Raw genomic sequence first — 16,022 nt, 5'->3', positions numbered from 1 at the left:
ATATCGGATAGCGCTATCCAAACATGATTCAAAGCAAGATCCAGCCTCCTGGCACCATGTCGGCACTCGTCGTCATGGGTGTTTCCGGCTGCGGCAAATCGAGCGCAGGAGAAGCCATCGCGCAGCAGCTGGGGTGGACACTGGTGGAAGGAGACAGCTACCACTCCCCACAGAGCGTGGCCAAGATGCAGGCCGGCATTGCCCTGACGGATGCCGACCGCGAAGGCTGGCTCGAACGCCTGGCGCAGCGACTGGCTCAGGCAGATGCCGAACACGGCCTGGTGCTGACCTGCTCGGCGCTCAAGCGCAAGTACCGCGACCAGTTGCGCAGCGCCCAGCAACTGGGCTTTGTGTTTCTCGACCTCGACTACGCCACGGCCCTGGAACGCGTCCAGACCCGACCCGGGCATTTCTTCTCGCCCGACCTGGTCGCCAATCAGTTCACGACGCTGGAAGACCCGCGTCAGGAGCCTGATGTGCTGACCGTCAGCGCCACCATGAACCTCAACGATATCGCGCTCGCGGCCCGGCAATGGGCAAGGCGCGAATCCCAAGCATAAAAACAGCAGGAGACAGCCAATGTCTGAAGATCGCAAAGAGGCACAAGGCCGCAAGCCATGGCTCAAGCGCCTGGCCGAAGGCCTGATGGTGCTGGCTCTGGCCGGCATGGTGATTGCCGTTTTCGTCAACGTGGTGCTGCGCTACGTTTTCCACACCAGCATCGTCTCCTATGAGGAGATCTCGCGCCTGCTGTTTGTGTGGCTGGTGGCCATCGGCGCCATCGTGGCGGCTTTTGAAGGCGCCCACCTGGGCTTCGACATGGTGACATCACGGGTCGGCCCAGCCACACGCAAAGTCCTGTTCTGGGTCTCGCAGCTGCTGATCGGTGCCTGCATGGCCTTGCTGCTGTGGGGCTCCTGGGAGCAGGTCGTTGCCGGCTGGAGCAGCTACAGCACCGTGCTGGGCTATCCCCTGGCCCTGGGCGCAGCGGCGACGCTGGTGCTGGCCATAGGCATGTTGCTGGTTGTGGTGCGCGACATGTTGCGCGGCACCCCGACCGAGTCTTCTGAAACCAGCGTGGAGTAAGGCGCCATGATCGTCACCCTGATTTTTCTCGCCGTGCTGATCGGCGGCATGGTGATCGGCATGCCGATTGCCCATGCACTGATACTCACCGGCGTCGCCCTGATGTGGCACCTGGACTTTTTCGACACCCAGCTGCTTGCACAGAATCTGCAGGCCGGGTTTGACAACTTCCCGCTGCTGGCCGTGCCCTTCTTCATCCTCGCGGGCGAGCTGATGAATGCCGGCGGCCTGTCGCGCCGCATCATCGATCTGGCCCGCGCCTTTGTCGGTCATATTCCGGGCGGCCTGGGCTATGTGGCCATCGGTGCGGCCGTGCTGCTGGCCTCGATGAGCGGCTCGGCCATTGCCGACACCGCCGCGCTGGCCACCATCCTGCTGCCGATGATGCGCGACCAGAAGTATCCCGACAGCTACAGCGCCGGCCTGCTGGCTTCGGGCGGCATTATCGCCCCCATCATTCCGCCCTCGATGCCGTTCGTGATCTACGGTGTCACCACCAACACCTCCATCAGCAAGCTGTTTCTCTCGGGCGTCGTACCCGGCCTGTTCATGGGCGGCTTTCTGATTGCCGCCTGGTGGTTCATCGCTCGCAAATACCAGCTGACCTCGGGTGAGCGCGTGAGCTGGGGCCTGCGCCTCAAGGCACTGGCCAAGAGCTTCTGGGCCATGATGATGCCGGTCATCATCCTGGGCGGCCTCAAGGGCGGCGTGTTCACGCCGACCGAAGCCGCCGTGGTGGCCGCGGTCTATGCGCTGTTTGTCTCCATGGTGGTCTACAGGGAGATGAGCTGGGCCCGGCTCTACGAAGTCTTCCTAGGTGCCTCCAAGACTACCGCCGTGGTGATGTTCCTCTGCGGCGCGGCCACTGTGACCGCCTACATGATCACGCTCGCCGACCTGCCCAATATGCTGGCCGACAGCTTCTCGGGCCTGCTGGATCAGCCCCTGCTCTTCATGGCCGTGATGATGCTCTTCCTGCTCGTGGTCGGTACCGCCATGGATCTGACCCCCACCATTCTGATCTTCGGTCCGGTCTGCGCACCGCTGGCCGTCAAGGCCGGCATCGATCCGGTGTACTTCGGCTTCATGTTCATCTATGTGGGCTGTATCGGTCTGATCACCCCTCCGGTTGGCACGGTACAGAACGTGGTGGCCGGCGTGGGCAGACTGCGCATGGAGACCGTGATCAAGGGCACCAATCCCTTCCTGATGGTCTATGTGCTGCTGGCCGCCTTGTTCGTGCTCTTCCCGCAGCTGGTGACCGCGCCACTCAAGTGGATGCATTGAAAGCCAGGCCATGACGATCTCGAAAACTCTCAAATCAATAGCTATCAACGCTTACCACATAAGCGCTAAAGGTCAATTTCACTTCAACCAAAGGGCCCAGGCCCAAACAAGCAAGGAGACGGGTATGCGTATCAAATTTGCAGTCGCAGGACTCACGGCAATGCTGCTGGCCGCCGGCGCCGTTCAGGCGCAGGACTTCAAACCCCGCCTGGTGCGGTTCGGCTATGGCCTGGTGGAAGACTCCAACCAGGGTCGAGCAGTGCGCATGTTCGCCAAGGAAGTGGAAAAGGCCAGCGGCGGCAAGATGAAGGTCCGCGCCATCGGTAACGCCTCCCTGGGCTCGGACACCCAGATGCAGCAGGCCCTGATCGGCGGCGCCCAGGAAATGATGGTCGGCTCCACCGCCACGCTGGTGGGACTGTCGCCCGAGATGGCGATCTGGGACACCCCTTTCCTGTTTGCCAACACCAAGGAGGCCGATGCCGTGCTGGACGGCCCCGTGGGAGAGAAGGTCAAGGCGACTCTGGAGCCCAAGGGCATGGTGGGTCTGGTCTATTGGGAAAACGGCTTTCGCAATCTGACCAACAACAAGCGCCCCATCACCAAGCTGGAAGATCTGCAGGATGTGAAGCTGCGCGTGATGCAGAACAACGTCTTCCTAGACAGCTTCAAGACACTGGGCGCCAATGCCGTTCCCCTGCCCTTCTCCGAGCTGTTCACGGCGCTGGAAACCAAGGCCGTGGACGGTCAGGAAAATCCCTTCAACACGGTGCTGTCGAGCAAGTTCTATGAAGTGCAGAAGTACCTGACCGTCTCCAACCATGTCTACAGCCCCTGGATCGTGACGGTCAGTAAGAAATGGTGGGACACACTGAGCCCTGCCGAGAAGAAGGTGCTGCAGGACGCGGCGATCAAGAGCCGTGAATTCGAGCGCAAGGACACGCGCGAAGAAGCCGCCAAGGCTTTGGCCGAGATCAAGACCAAGGGCATGCAGGTCAACGAACTGCCGGCCGCCGAAGCAAGCCGCATGCGCGACAAGCTCGGTGCCGTCAATGCCGGCATTGCCAAATCCGTGGGTCAAGGCACCTGGGATTCCGTGCAGACCGCCGTCAAGCAAGCTCGCGCCAAATAAGCGCGCAACCATGAAGCCATGCCCCGGGGGCATGGCTCTCACTCATTCCAAGACAATGCCTGCGCCCGAAGCACAGGCATTGCTGCCCAAGGACTTTCATCATGGCACTTCACCCCGTTCTGGACCAGGTGACGCGGCGCATCCAGGAGCGCAGCCGCGCCAGCCGCTCCGACTATCTGGCACAGGTCGATGCCATGGCCGCGCGCCCTCCACAAGTACGCACCATGGGCTGCGCCAATGTGGCCCATGCCTTTGCGGCTCTGCCCGGCTCGGACAAGATTCGCATCGTTGAGGAAAAAGGCCCCAATGTCGGCATTGTCACGGCCTATAACGATGTGCTCTCCGCCCATGCGCCGTTTGCGCACTACCCCGATATTCTGAAAGACGAGGCCAGACGCAACGGGGCCACGGCCCAGGTCGCCGGCGGTGTGCCCGCCATGTGCGACGGCGTGACCCAGGGCATGCCGGGCATGGAGCTGAGCCTGTTCAGCCGCGACACGATTGCCATGTCCACCGCCGTGGCTCTCACGCATGACACTTTCGATGCGGCCCTGATGCTGGGCGTCTGCGACAAGATCGTTCCCGGCCTGCTCATCGGTGCCCTGCATTTCGGCCACCTGCCCATGGTGTTCGTGCCTGCCGGCCCCATGACTTCAGGCCTGTCCAACAGCGACAAGGCCAAGGTACGCGAGCAGGCGGCGCAGGGCCTAGTCGGCCGGCAGGAGCTGCTGGCGGCAGAAAACGCGGCCTACCATGACCAGGGCACCTGCACCTTCTACGGCACGGCCAACAGCAATCAGATGCTGCTCGAAGCCATGGGCCTGCATGTTCCCGGTACAGCCTTCATCAACCCCGCCGACGCGGAGCGTGAACTGCTCACGCGCGAAGCGATGCGAACCGTGCTGTCCATCACCCGGGGCCGGCGCTTTGCCCCCATTGGGCATGTCGTGGACGAGCGCTGCATCGTCAACGCCATGGTGGCCCTGCTGGCCACAGGCGGCTCCACCAATCACCTGATCCACTGGGTCGCCGTGGCCCGTGCCGCCGGCATCGTCATCGACTGGGATGATTTCGAGCAGCTGTCCGCGGTGGTTCCCCTGCTGGCCCGCGTCTACCCCAATGGCAGCGCCGATGTGAATCAGTTCCAGGCCGCAGGCGGCCCCGGCTACGTGATCGCCCAGCTGCTGCAGGCCGGACTCATGCATGGCGATGTGCTTACGGTTAGGCCCGAGGGGCTGGCTGCCTTTGGGCGCATCCCCCGTGTCGAAAACCATCAGCTGCAATGGCAGGATGCGGGCATCTCCGGCGATGACACCGTTCTGCGCCCTGCCAGCCGCCCCTTCAGCCCTACGGGCGGCTTGAAGCTGCTCAAAGGCAATCTGGGCCGCAGTGTCATCAAGATCAGCGCCGTACCCGAAGATCGCCACGCACTGCGGGCACCGGCATGGGTCTTTGATTCTCAGGATGAGCTGCAGGCGGCCTTCAAATCCGGTGCGCTGGAGCAGGCCTGCCAGACCAATGGCTTCAATGGCGTCGTCTGCGTAGTGCGCTGGCAGGGTCCGCAGGCCAATGGCATGCCCGAGCTGCACAAGCTCACCCCTCCGCTGGCCGTTCTGCAAGGCAAGGGCTATGTCGTGGCCCTGGTCACCGACGGCCGCATGAGCGGTGCATCGGGCAAGGTGCCAGCCGCCATCCATGTCAGTCCCGAAGCACTGGCAGGCGGCCCGCTGGCCAAGGTGCAAAGTGGCGACATCATCGTGCTCGATGCCCCCGCAGGTCTGCTGCAGGCCGAACTGACAGAGGCCGAATGGCAGGCCAGACCGCTGGCCACCATGCCCACCGAGCTGGAGCACTCCAACCACCGCGGCATGGGCCGTGAACTGTTTGCCGGTTTCCGGCGCAATGCGCTGAGCGCAGAAGAAGGAGCTTGCACATGGCTGCTCAAATGACCGCCTTGTCCATCATGCAGGATGCACCGGTGATTCCGGTCATCGTGCTGCACAAAACGGAACATGCAGTCCCCATGGCCGAAGCATTGCTGGCCGGCGGCATCAGGGTTCTGGAGGTCACGCTGCGCACGCCTCAGGGCCTGGCCTGCATAGAGGCCATCGCCAAACGGCTGCCCGAGGCCATCGTCGGTGCTGGCACCGTGCGCAATGCGGCCGATGCCGCGGCGGCAGCTCGAGCCGGCGCAAGGTTTGCTGTCAGCCCCGGCTACACCGACAAGCTGGGCCAGGCCTGCCGCGATCTGGACCTGCCGCTGCTGCCCGGCGTCGCAACCAGCAGCGAAATCATGATGGCTCAGGAAGACGGTTTTACCGAGCTCAAGTTTTTCCCCGCCGTGCAGTCGGGCGGCATCCAGATGCTGAAGGCCTGGCAAGGTCCGTTCGGGGAGCTGCGTTTCTGCCCCACGGGCGGCATCTCGCCCGGCAACGCGGCGGAGTTTCTCGCGCTGTCCAATGTGGTCTGCGTGGGCGGTTCCTGGCTGGTCCCCGCCAGCGCCGTGGAGAGTGGCAACTGGTCGCTCATCACCGAGCTGGCTCGGGCCACGCAGGCATTGAGAAGCTCCCGCACGGCCTGAGCAGAACAAGGCCTGATCCATGAAAAAAGCCCGGTCAGCGCAAGCCGACCGGGCTTTTCCACGTCTTGGCGACTCAGGCGTCGGGCAGCGAATTGGTTCGCTCCAGAAGCTTGCGACGCGTTGCCTCGTCATCCATCAACTCAAACCAGATCGCATTGAGCACGGCAAAGGCTGCGGCAAGCGGCAGACCCAGCAACCAGGAGAAATACCACATAAGTTTCCTTTCATTCAGCCCATCCATGGGATGAGCCCACCAGTTTTAGACTGTCCCCGAAGATCGCAGCACAGCGTCCCGGGGGCATCCCGTCTCAATACGAATGGCCCTGGCCGGTCACGATGGCCTTCACGTCCACCTTGCCGCGCAGCACCGAGTACACCCAGCTGGTATAGGCCAGGATCAAGGGCAGGAAGATCAGCACGCAGACCAGCATGATGAACAGCACGACATGGCTGGACGAGGAGTCCCAGACCGTCAGGCTGAAGCGCGGATCGATGCTGGAGGGCAGGATCATGGGGAACATGGCTGCACCCACGGTCAGGATGATTCCGGCAATCGCAAGGCCGCTGGCCAGCAGCGCCAGCCATTCGCGACGGCTGCGCAGGCCGATGGCCACGACCAGCGGCATGAGCAGGCCAATGCCGGGCACCAGCCAGAGCCAGGGATAGGACTTGAAGTTGGCCATCCATGCACCGGCAGCCACGGCTGCGGTCTTGTTCAAGGGGTTGGAGGGACCGACGGGGTTGATCTCGCTGGTAATCACATAGCCGTTGATGCCCGTAGCCAGCCACAGGCCAGCGGCCGCAAACAGCAAGGTGGTCAGCACGGCAAACAGGCTGCCATAGCGGGCCGCGCGGCTCGCGACTTCGCCATCGGTCTTGAACATCAGCCAGGCCGCACCATGCATGAGCAGCATGGACAGCGAGACCAGACCGCAGAGCAGCGCAAAAGGCGTCAGCAGGCCGAAGAAGCTGCCGTCGTAGTAAATGCGCATATCGTCGCCCAGACGAAACGGCACGCCGAGAATCACATTGCCCACGGCTACGCCGAACAGCAGTGCAGGCACCAGACCCGTGATGCACAGTACCCAGTCCCAGCGGTTGCGCCAGGCTGCATCTTCATGCTTGCTGCGGAACTTGAACGCCACGGGACGCAGGATCAGCGGCACCAGCACGGCAAACATGGCCAGGTAAAAGCCCGAGAAGGACACGGCGTAAAGCTGGGGCCAGGCCGCAAAGATGGCGCCACCGCCCAGAATCAGCCACACCTGATTGCCTTCCCACACGGGGCCGACGGAGTTGATGGCCGTGCGGCGCTCGACATCGGTCTTGGCCGTGGCCCGCAACAGGCCCATGGCGCCGAGGTCAAAGCCGTCGGTGACGGCAAAGCCCACCAGCAGCACGCCTAGCAGCAGCCACCAGATGAGGCGCAGCACGTCATATGAAATCAGTTCATGCAAGATCATTTGGTTGCTCCTCTCAGCTTTGGCCGCGTGCCAGCTTCTTGATCATGGGTTCGTAGAGGCTGAGGTGGGGCTCGCTCTCATGCTCGGGGCCCTTCTTGATGGCCTTGACCATCAGCTTGAGCTCGATCACCAGCAGTACGGTATAGATCAGCACGAAGCCGGCAATGGTCAGCAACAGCGTCTTCGCGCCCAGATTGGAAACCGCCATGGCCGTGGGCAGCACGCCTTCGATGATCCAGGGCTGACGACCCAGCTCGGCCACCACCCAGCCGCATTCGGCGGCAATCCAGGGCAGCGGAATCGAGAACACGGCGACCTTGAGCAGCCAGGGGTAGGCATCAAGCCTGTGGCGGGCGGCCAGCCAGAAGAAGGTGCCGGTCAGCACGATGAAGAACATGCCCAGGGCCACCATGATGCGGAAGGTCCAGAACAGCGGCCCAACCGGCGGCACGGTATCCATTGCCGCCTGATGGATCTGCGCCTCGGTCGCCTTGCGGGGATCATCCACATAACGCATCAGCAGCAGGGCGTAACCCAGATTGGCGCCATTGTTCTCAAAGCGCAGGCGTGCTTCGGCAGGAATCTCGGCATCGGTCTTGGCCTTGCGAATGGTCTGCAACGCATCGTAGGCGTCGATGCCGTTGCGGATATTGCCCTCGGCACTCTTGACCAGTTCGTTGATGCCGGGAATCGGGGTGTCCAGAGAACGCGTGCCGATCAGGCCCATGACCCATGGGATATGCACGGCAAAATGGGTCTCGCGTGCCTCGCGGTCGGGAAAGCCAAAGGCTGTGAAGGAAGCCGGTGCGGGCTCGGTCTCCCACATGGCTTCGATAGACGCCAGCTTCATCTTCTGGTGTTCCGAGGACAGGTAGCCGGACTCGTCGCCCAGCACCACCACCGACAGCGAAGCGGCCAGACCAAAGGATGCAGCCACCGTCATCGAGCGCTTGGCCAGATGGATGTGACGGCCCTTGAGCAAATACCAGGCCGAAATGCCCAACACGAACAGCGAGGCCATGACATAGCCGGCCGACACCGTGTGCACGAACTTGGCCTGCGCCACTGGATTGGTGAGCACGGCAAAGAAGTCATTCACTTCCATGCGCATGGTCTGAGGGTTGAAGCTCGCCCCCACAGGGTTCTGCATCCAGCCATTGGCCACCAGAATCCATAGGGCCGAGAAGTTGGTGCCTATCGCCATCAGACAGGTGACGATCAGGTGCTTGACCTTGGAGAGTCGATCCCAGCCAAAGAAGAACAGGCCGACAAAGGTCGCTTCAAGGAAGAAGGCCATCAAACCCTCGATCGCCAGCGGCGCACCAAAGATGTCGCCCACATAGTGGCTGTAGTAGCTCCAGTTCATGCCGAACTGAAACTCCATCACCACGCCGGTGGCCACACCCATGGCAAAGTTGATGCCGAACAGCACGCCCCAGAACTTGGTCATGTCGCGCCAGATGGCACGGCCGGTCATCACATACACCGTCTCCATGATGGCGATGAGTATGGACAGGCCCAGTGTCAGCGGCACAAACAGAAAGTGGTAGAGCGCCGTTATCGCAAACTGCAGTCGCGATAAATCGACGATATCGAGGTCCATGGTCAGGTCCTTTCTCTCGGTACTTCAAAAATCAATCGGAAAAACATATGTCCTGTGGTGCAACGGCCCCCAGGGCATCGGGTCTCAGTCTCGCCATCAGCCGCACGAACTCAGGTGTGCCGCGCAGGGCCTGCGCTCTCACCTGTCCGGCCTGCAGATACACGATGCGATCGGCAAGGCGCGCCTCGCGCTGCCAATGCGTAGCAAAAATCAGCGTTCGCGCGCCGCACTCAGCAGCCTGTTCCAGGCGCTGCAAAACGTCAGCAGCGGTGACGGCATCCAGTCCCTCGCACACCTCATCGAGCAGCCAGCAACGATCAGGGCTCAGCAGCAGCCTGGCCAGTGCCAGCCGGCGCGACTGGCCTCCGGACAGGCCCAGGCCGCCCTCACCCAGCATGGTGTCCAGCCCCTGTGGCAAGGCCATGACGTCGCTTCTGAGGCCTGCAGCCTGCAGGGCGGCCCACAATTGCTCATCGCCGGCCTTGGCATCGGCAAGCCTCAGGTTGTTGCGCAGACTGTCCTGGAAGAGCTCGGTTCTCTGTGTCATCCAGCTGCAACTGCGGGCCTGAACCACGCCCTCGTCCGGCTGCTGCTCACCCGCCATCAAATGCAGCAAACTGGTCTTGCCTGCACCACTGCTGCCAATCAGTGCCACGCGCTCGCCCTGGCGTACGTTCAGATCGACAGGGCCCAAATGACGAAGCCGGACAGACTGCAGGCTGACGGCCATCGTCTGCACGGGCTGCGGCAGGCTCTCTGCCGCTTCGGCCTCGGCCATCAGCGCGGGAGCCAGCCTGCGCAGCGCCAGCCAGGTACGCCCGGCCTGCTCAGCCCCTCTGCGCAGGGCGGCAAACGGCTCCAGTGCGGATAGTGCCAGCAAAATACCCAGCGCAGCAACCGCAGCGCTGATACGGCCCTGCTCCATCAGCCAGGCCATCAGCAGCACGGATGCGCTCAAGGTCATGGCAGACACCGCACCATAAGCCTTCGCTGCAGCCGCCTCGAATTGATAAAGCCGCTCATCAGCCCCCGCACAGCGCGCATCACTGTGCAGCACCTGTTGCAGCTGGGCAGGCAACTGGCCAGCCATCAGCAGCTCGGTCTGGCCGGCAACCAGATCCACGGTCTGGGCACGCATGGCCTCCAGTGCCATGGCACGGCGCACGGCGGCCTTGCGGCTGCGCAAACCATGCCACAGGGCAATGCCCCAGCCAGTCAGCAGCAGCCACGCCAGGGTCAACAGGCCCAGCCACCAGCTCATGAATCCGTAGGCCAGAGCTGCCAGCAAGGCCGCGCCCAGCGCCGCGACGGCAGGCACCAGCAGGCGCAGATAAAGATTGTCCAGCGCGTCCACATCGGAGGTCAGGCGCTGCAACAGCCTGGCCGGACGCTGCAGCAGCAGACGGGCAGCCTGAGGGCGAGCCCAGCTCAGAAACAGTCTCTGGCGCAGAGCGGCCAGCACGGCCAGCGTAGCGTCGTGGGTCACCAGGCGCTCGGCGTAGCGGGCGCCAGTGCGGCCCACGGCCAGCAGCCGAATGCCGGCCGACGGCATGAACACATCGAACACCAAAGCGGTAGCAGGCACCAGACCGGCCAGCGCCGTGGCTGTGATGAACCAGCCGGACAACCCCAGCAAGGCCATGCCCATCAGCACCGTGAGTGCAGCCAGCGCGGCGCCGCCCAGCCAGAGCTTGCGCGGCGCCATCCGGCCCAGCAGCTTCAGCATTTCGCGCATTGGAATGGCTCGCATCTTCATGACTGCGACTCCTGCGCCCGCCGCAGCAGCGGCAGTTCGATCACGCGATCCATGGCAGCGGCCAGTTGCGCGTCGTGGGTGGCAACCAACATGGTGCGCCCCTTGGCCAGATGGCGCAGAGACTGCGTGATCTGGGCTGCTGTCTCGGGGTCCAGATGAGCAGTGGGTTCATCGACCAGCAGCAGTCCGGCTTCCGTCTGCGCGGCCATGCGTGCCAGGGCCAGTCTCACCACCTCGCCTCCGGAAAGCCCTGCACCGCCCTCGCCCAGGCTCGCGCCGGGGCGATGCGCCAGGGTCTCCTCAAGTGCCGCCTGCTGCGTGGCCTGGGCAATCTGCTCGGGCTCTACCGAGCTGCGCCCCAGTGCGATATTGCGCGCAACCGAACCGGCAAAGACATGCGGTAGCTGACCCAGCCAGGCCATGCGCCGACGCAGCTGCGTTGCGCTGCAGGCATCGAGCGCTTGCCGGTCAACTTCGATGCGGCCTTGCCGTACCGGCAAAAGGCCGGCAATCTGCGCCAGCAGCACGGACTTGCCACTGCCGCTGGGACTCCACAGCGCCACATGTTCGCCGGCCTGTATGTGCAAAGTCAGCGGTGCGAGGCTGGAGTCGCTGCCTGGAGCCTGAACCTCGAGCCCGCAGACGCTTACGGACACAGGCTTTCCAGGCGATAGCCGCTCCTTGACCGAAGATGCTTCGGCAGCATGCTGCGCGCCCACAATCTGTACGGACTGTGTCTGCATGTTCTGCAAGGTCTGCAGCGCTGCCTCGCCTGCGGCTCTGTCATGCCAGACGGCCGAGAGATCGCGCAAAGGCTCGAAAAACGCCGGCGCCAGCAAGAGCACGAACATGGCCTGACCCAAACCGAGTTTGTCGCCCCAGGCGCCGAAGTTCAGCGTGCCCAGCAGGTGAAAGCCTATATAGACGGCCACCATAGCCACACCCAGCGCCGAGAAAAGCTCCAGCACCGCAGAAGACAGAAAGGCAATGCGCAGCACGCGCATGGTGCGGGCGCGCAGATCTTCGGCATGGTCGCGCAGCCGCTGGCCTGTCAGATCGACGGCATGCAGAGCGCGCAGCGTGCTCAGACCGCGCAGACGGTCCAGCAAGAAAGCGTTCATATGGCCCAGTTGCAGCATCTGCTCCTCGCTGGCCGCCTTGGCACGCCAGCCCACTATCGCCATGAAGAGCGGAATCAGCGGCGCGGCCACTATCAGAATCAGGGCCACCACCCAAGACTGCCAGGCCACGGTTGCCAGAATCACCAAAGGCAGCAGGCGCACACGCCACATCGCACTCTGATAACGCGCCAGCCAGGGAACAATGGCCTCGGCCTGCTCGACCATGGCGCTGGCCGCCTGACCCGAAGCGGGGCGGCTCTTGTCCAGCGGCGATGCCTGGGCCAGCGACTGCAGCACCAGAGCGCGCAAGCTGCTCAGCTGTATACGCGCGGCACGGTTGGCCAGCAGGCCGCCATGGCCTTCTGCCCAGGCGCGCAACAGACCCAGCATGAGCACGCCCGTCGCCATGGGCCAGACGGTCGCCACGCCCTGCCCGTCGGCCATGAGCTGTACAGCCCAGGCAAGCAAGGCGGCCTGCGGCAGCCAGATCAGTCCGGCAAACACCTGCCATACCGCGCCCGCACTGGGGCGACGGATGACGCTCGCCAGTGCGGTATGCGTCGCATCGGTCTGATTGTCTGTTGAGGAAGAAGGTGTTTGCTGCATTTCTTAATTTTCAGCAATTACTGAAATTAACGGAATACTACTCTTCTTTTGACAATCATCATGACTTGATATGCAAAAGCCAATTGCAGGACCAGGCCTACATTGATGTTCATCAACTTCACATTGATTTATCAAGGGTTAACCCTTGCTTCAGTCGCACTTGAGCAACATCAAACGAGCAAGACGCCCATGAAAAACGGCGTCCGAAGACGCCGTTGGCACAGGAGAGTCGCAAATCTGTTTCAGGCTGCCAGCAAGCTGGCCTTGGCTTCGGCATATTCATGCTTGAGGCGGGCCACCAGCTCGGCCGTGGGCTGCACCTTGTCGACGGCGCCGATGCCCTGGCCGCAACCCCAGATGTCTTTCCAGGCTTTTTGCGCACCGCCGCCAAAATTCATCTTGCTGGGGTCGGACTCGGGCAGGTTCTCCGGATCCAGACCGGCCGCACGAATCGAGGGCGCCAGATAGTTTCCATGCACGCCAGTAAACAGATTGCTGTAGACCACGTCGTCGGAGTTGCCCTCGACAATCGCCTGCTTGTAGGCTTCCACGGCTCGCGCCTCGTCGGTGGCGATGAAGGCCGAGCCGATATAGGCAAAGTCCGCCCCCATCGCCTGGGCCGCAAGAACCGCCCCCCCCGTGGCAATCGAGCCGGACAGCGCCAGCGGGCCGTCAAACCATTGGCGAATTTCCTGTACCAGGGCAAACGGACTCTTCACACCCGCATGGCCGCCTGCGCCGGCCGCCACAGCGATCAGGCCGTCGGCACCTTTTTCAATGGCCTTGCGCGCAAACTTGTTGTTGATGATGTCGTGCAGCACCACTCCACCCCAGCTATGCACGGCCTGGTTCACATCCTCACGCGCTCCCAGGCTGGTGATGATAATGGGCACTTTGTACTTGGCGCATACCTGCATGTCGTGCTCAAGGCGGTCATTGCTCTTGTGCACGATCTGGTTGATGGCGAATGGAGCCGAAGGGCGATCGGGATGGGCCTTGTCCCAGGCTGCCAAAGTCTCGGTGATCTCTGCCAGCCAGTCTTCCAGCTGCTCGGCTGGGCGGGCGTTGAGCGAAGGCATGGAGCCGACGATGCCGGCCTTGCACTGCTCGATGACAAGCTTGGGATTGCTGATGATGAAAAGCGGTGAGCCGATGACAGGCAAAGCCAGCTTTTTAAGAACGGGTGGCAGCTTGGACATATGTTGTCTCCTTCTTCGTTTTGTATGTAAAAGGGCTGTAGCGCTTTCTCTATATACGTTGACAGCTCTTATTTCAGAAGCAGTTCGTTGAACGATCCACTTTTTGCACTCCTGTGCCGACAGCGGCCTCGTCCGACTAGCCGATGGCCAGTTTCGCCTGCCGTTGCGCCGCCTCCTGTCCCCTGGGCAACAGTTTCTGCATCTGTTTTGCACGGCGGATCATCGTGATGGAGGTGGCTGCAAAAAAGGCCTGAACGCGATGCGTGTCAGGCCTTGGTTTCTTACTGCGTCACACGTCCTGCGGCGTTGACGATGGACAGGTCCACATATTTGGAACCCACTTGCCCGGGCTTGAAGTTCACCCAGTAGCCGCCCAAGTCAAAAGACTCCAGTCCACGCAGGGCGGCGCTCATCTTTTCAGGCGTTACCGGCTGGCTGCGACGCATGGCCTCCACGATGACCTTGGCATTCACATAGCCTTCCATCATGGCAAAGCTCACCGGCACGTCCAGCGACTTGCCGGCTGCAATCGTCGCATCGCGGAACTCCTTGTTGAGCTTGCCCGAGACCTTGTAAGGACTGGGCACCACCTGGGCAATCGACAGACCGCTCATGTACTCCACAGGCAGGCGCTTGGCCAGCTGCTCGATATCCGCCTCGGCCGTGGCATAGATCTGGGCCGTACCGCCCTCCATGCGATAAGCCTCGACAAAGGCCGCCGTGGCGGGGCTGGAAGCCACCAGCAAAATGGCCTGGGGCGAAGCCTTGGAAGCCTGCAGTTCCTGCACAGCCTTGTCCGAGCCGCTTCTGCTCTTGAGCATGGCCGAGGTCACCAGCTTGGCCCCACTGGGATTCACGGCCTTGGTGACCAGGGCCGTCAGTTCCTGGGCGTCGGGGCGTTCCTCAAACACCAGGGCCAGGCGCGTGATGCCGACAGTGGCCAGATGGGTGGAAATCTTTGCAACCTGCTCTACCAGTCCTGCGCGCGTGGAGAACATATGCGACGACGCCAGCACACGAGTGTCCGTGCTCTGATAACCCACCAGCGGAATCTGCGAGCCATCCAGTGACTTGCTCTCCAGCAAGGCCGAAAGATTGCGATTGCCGAAATAGCCGGCCAGCACCACGGGCCTGGACTCGCTCAGCAGCTTGCGGGTCTTTGCCACGGTCTCTTCGGGATGACCCAGATCATCAAGCGAAGCCAGCTCCACAGGTTGGCCCTGCACACCACCGGCCTTGTTGACCTGGTCAAAGTACAGACGCATGCCCTGCGCATAGGCGCGCCCCTGACTGGCTTCAGCCCCCGACATCGGGGCCACCTGCCCCACCGTCCAGGCCTGCGCCGCCAAAGCGGCACCCGCACACAGCGCGACCAAACCGGCTCGCGCCAACACCCAATGCTTGCGATTCATCAGAGTCTCCCTCTCCATCAATGCAGTGGGTCTGAAACGCCCATGCAGCTGCCGAATTATTGTTGATGTCCTGATCTGTGCGAGCCAGACTCTCATGGAAAAAGAGGGGCTTGAAGCCCCTCTTTTGATGTGCGCCAAATTACAGCGCCTTGACCAATTCAGGCACGGCGGTGAACAGATCTGCTTCCAGACCGTAATCAGCCACCGAGAAGATCGGTGCCTCGGGGTCCTTGTTGATCGCCACGATCACCTTGGAGTCCTTCATGCCCGCCAGATGCTGGATCGCGCCAGAAATGCCGCAGGCAATGTACAGCTGCGGTGCCACGATCTTGCCGGTCTGGCCCACCTGCAGGTCGTTGGGGGCGTAGCCCGCGTCGACAGCAGCGCGGCTGGCACCGATGGCGGCACCCAGCTTGTCGGCCAGCGGCGACATGACTTCCTGGAACTTCTCGGCCGAGCCCAGCGCGCGACCGCCGGAGACGATGATCTTGGCGGCCGTCAGCTCGGGACGCTCGCTCTTGGTCACTTCGCGGCCCACAAAGCTGCTCTTGCCGCCGTCGGCCACGGCCGCTGCGCTTTCCACGGCAGCAGAGCCGCCAGTGGCAGCCGCTGCGTCAAAGCCCGTGGTACGCACGGTGATGACCTTGACGGCATCGGCGGACTGCACGGTGGCAATGGCGTTGCCCGCGTAGATGGGGCGCTCGAAGGTGTCAGCGGAGTCGACCTTGGTGATGTCGCTGATCTGGGCCACGTCCAGCTTGGCGGCCACGCGGGGC

General features: G+C 62.6%; 14 protein-coding genes. 6 read left to right on the top strand and 8 right to left on the bottom strand.

What is annotated here, in order from left to right:
- The first annotated feature begins 23 nt into the window (after nucleotides 1–23).
- From ACLBXN_RS07665 to eda, 6 genes are all read left to right on the top strand, one after another.
- Nucleotides 24–560 carry a gluconokinase gene (locus ACLBXN_RS07665; RefSeq protein ID WP_052223946.1) on the top strand — a complete coding sequence of 179 codons (537 nt, stop codon included), beginning with the start codon at nucleotides 24–26 and terminating at the stop codon, nucleotides 558–560.
- Nucleotides 561–579: 19 nt separating this feature from the next.
- Nucleotides 580–1,086, top strand: a complete 507-nt coding sequence (locus ACLBXN_RS07660; RefSeq protein WP_003074778.1) for a TRAP transporter small permease — start codon at nucleotides 580–582, stop codon at nucleotides 1,084–1,086.
- Between the two features lie 6 nt (nucleotides 1,087–1,092).
- Nucleotides 1,093–2,373, top strand: coding sequence for a TRAP transporter large permease (locus tag ACLBXN_RS07655; RefSeq protein WP_343678168.1), 1,281 nt, complete (start codon nucleotides 1,093–1,095; stop codon nucleotides 2,371–2,373).
- 124 nt (nucleotides 2,374–2,497) lie between these two features.
- Nucleotides 2,498–3,505: a TRAP transporter substrate-binding protein gene (locus ACLBXN_RS07650; RefSeq protein WP_019043869.1), complete on the top strand. Its 1,008-nt coding sequence runs from the start codon at nucleotides 2,498–2,500 to the stop codon at nucleotides 3,503–3,505.
- A gap of 101 nt (nucleotides 3,506–3,606) precedes the next feature.
- A complete protein-coding gene (gene edd / locus ACLBXN_RS07645; RefSeq protein ID WP_447611717.1) occupies nucleotides 3,607–5,454 on the top strand; it encodes a phosphogluconate dehydratase in 1,848 nt (615 codons plus the stop codon).
- Complete coding sequence (eda, locus tag ACLBXN_RS07640) at nucleotides 5,439–6,086, top strand: bifunctional 4-hydroxy-2-oxoglutarate aldolase/2-dehydro-3-deoxy-phosphogluconate aldolase (protein ID WP_447611716.1); 648 nt, start codon at nucleotides 5,439–5,441, stop codon at nucleotides 6,084–6,086. Before edd ends, eda begins: the two co-directional genes overlap by 16 nt.
- A gap of 73 nt (nucleotides 6,087–6,159) precedes the next feature.
- On the opposite strand, the gene cydX is transcribed toward eda, so the two are convergent.
- The 8 genes from cydX to ACLBXN_RS07600 form a co-directional block, all read right to left on the bottom strand.
- Nucleotides 6,160–6,300, bottom strand: a complete 141-nt coding sequence (cydX, locus tag ACLBXN_RS07635; RefSeq protein WP_019043872.1) for a cytochrome bd-I oxidase subunit CydX — start codon at nucleotides 6,298–6,300, stop codon at nucleotides 6,160–6,162.
- A 94-nt stretch (nucleotides 6,301–6,394) separates the two neighbouring features.
- Nucleotides 6,395–7,549, bottom strand: a complete 1,155-nt coding sequence (cydB, locus tag ACLBXN_RS07630) for a cytochrome d ubiquinol oxidase subunit II (protein WP_447611715.1) — start codon at nucleotides 7,547–7,549, stop codon at nucleotides 6,395–6,397.
- A 13-nt stretch (nucleotides 7,550–7,562) separates the two neighbouring features.
- Nucleotides 7,563–9,152 carry a cytochrome ubiquinol oxidase subunit I gene (locus tag ACLBXN_RS07625; RefSeq protein ID WP_211458426.1) on the bottom strand — a complete coding sequence of 530 codons (1,590 nt, stop codon included), beginning with the start codon at nucleotides 9,150–9,152 and terminating at the stop codon, nucleotides 7,563–7,565.
- Between the two features lie 31 nt (nucleotides 9,153–9,183).
- A complete protein-coding gene (locus tag ACLBXN_RS07620; protein ID WP_447611714.1) occupies nucleotides 9,184–10,908 on the bottom strand; it encodes an amino acid ABC transporter ATP-binding/permease protein in 1,725 nt (574 codons plus the stop codon).
- Complete coding sequence (gene cydD / locus ACLBXN_RS07615) at nucleotides 10,905–12,635, bottom strand: thiol reductant ABC exporter subunit CydD (RefSeq protein WP_447611713.1); 1,731 nt, start codon at nucleotides 12,633–12,635, stop codon at nucleotides 10,905–10,907. The genes ACLBXN_RS07620 and cydD overlap by 4 nt, the downstream gene beginning before the upstream one ends.
- 242 nt (nucleotides 12,636–12,877) lie before the next feature.
- Nucleotides 12,878–13,834 carry an NAD(P)H-dependent flavin oxidoreductase gene (locus ACLBXN_RS07610; RefSeq protein WP_019043877.1) on the bottom strand — a complete coding sequence of 319 codons (957 nt, stop codon included), beginning with the start codon at nucleotides 13,832–13,834 and terminating at the stop codon, nucleotides 12,878–12,880.
- A 281-nt stretch (nucleotides 13,835–14,115) separates the two neighbouring features.
- Nucleotides 14,116–15,246 (bottom strand): ABC transporter substrate-binding protein, encoded by a 1,131-nt coding sequence (locus ACLBXN_RS07605; RefSeq protein ID WP_043005568.1) that lies wholly within the window; start codon nucleotides 15,244–15,246, stop codon nucleotides 14,116–14,118.
- A gap of 139 nt (nucleotides 15,247–15,385) precedes the next feature.
- On the bottom strand, nucleotides 15,386–16,022 hold a 637-nt coding region (locus ACLBXN_RS07600; RefSeq protein ID WP_447611712.1), incomplete at its 5' end, for an electron transfer flavoprotein subunit alpha/FixB family protein.

The organism is Comamonas sp. C24C, assembly GCF_053345995.1.
This window is presented reverse-complemented; position numbering and strand designations above follow the sequence as displayed.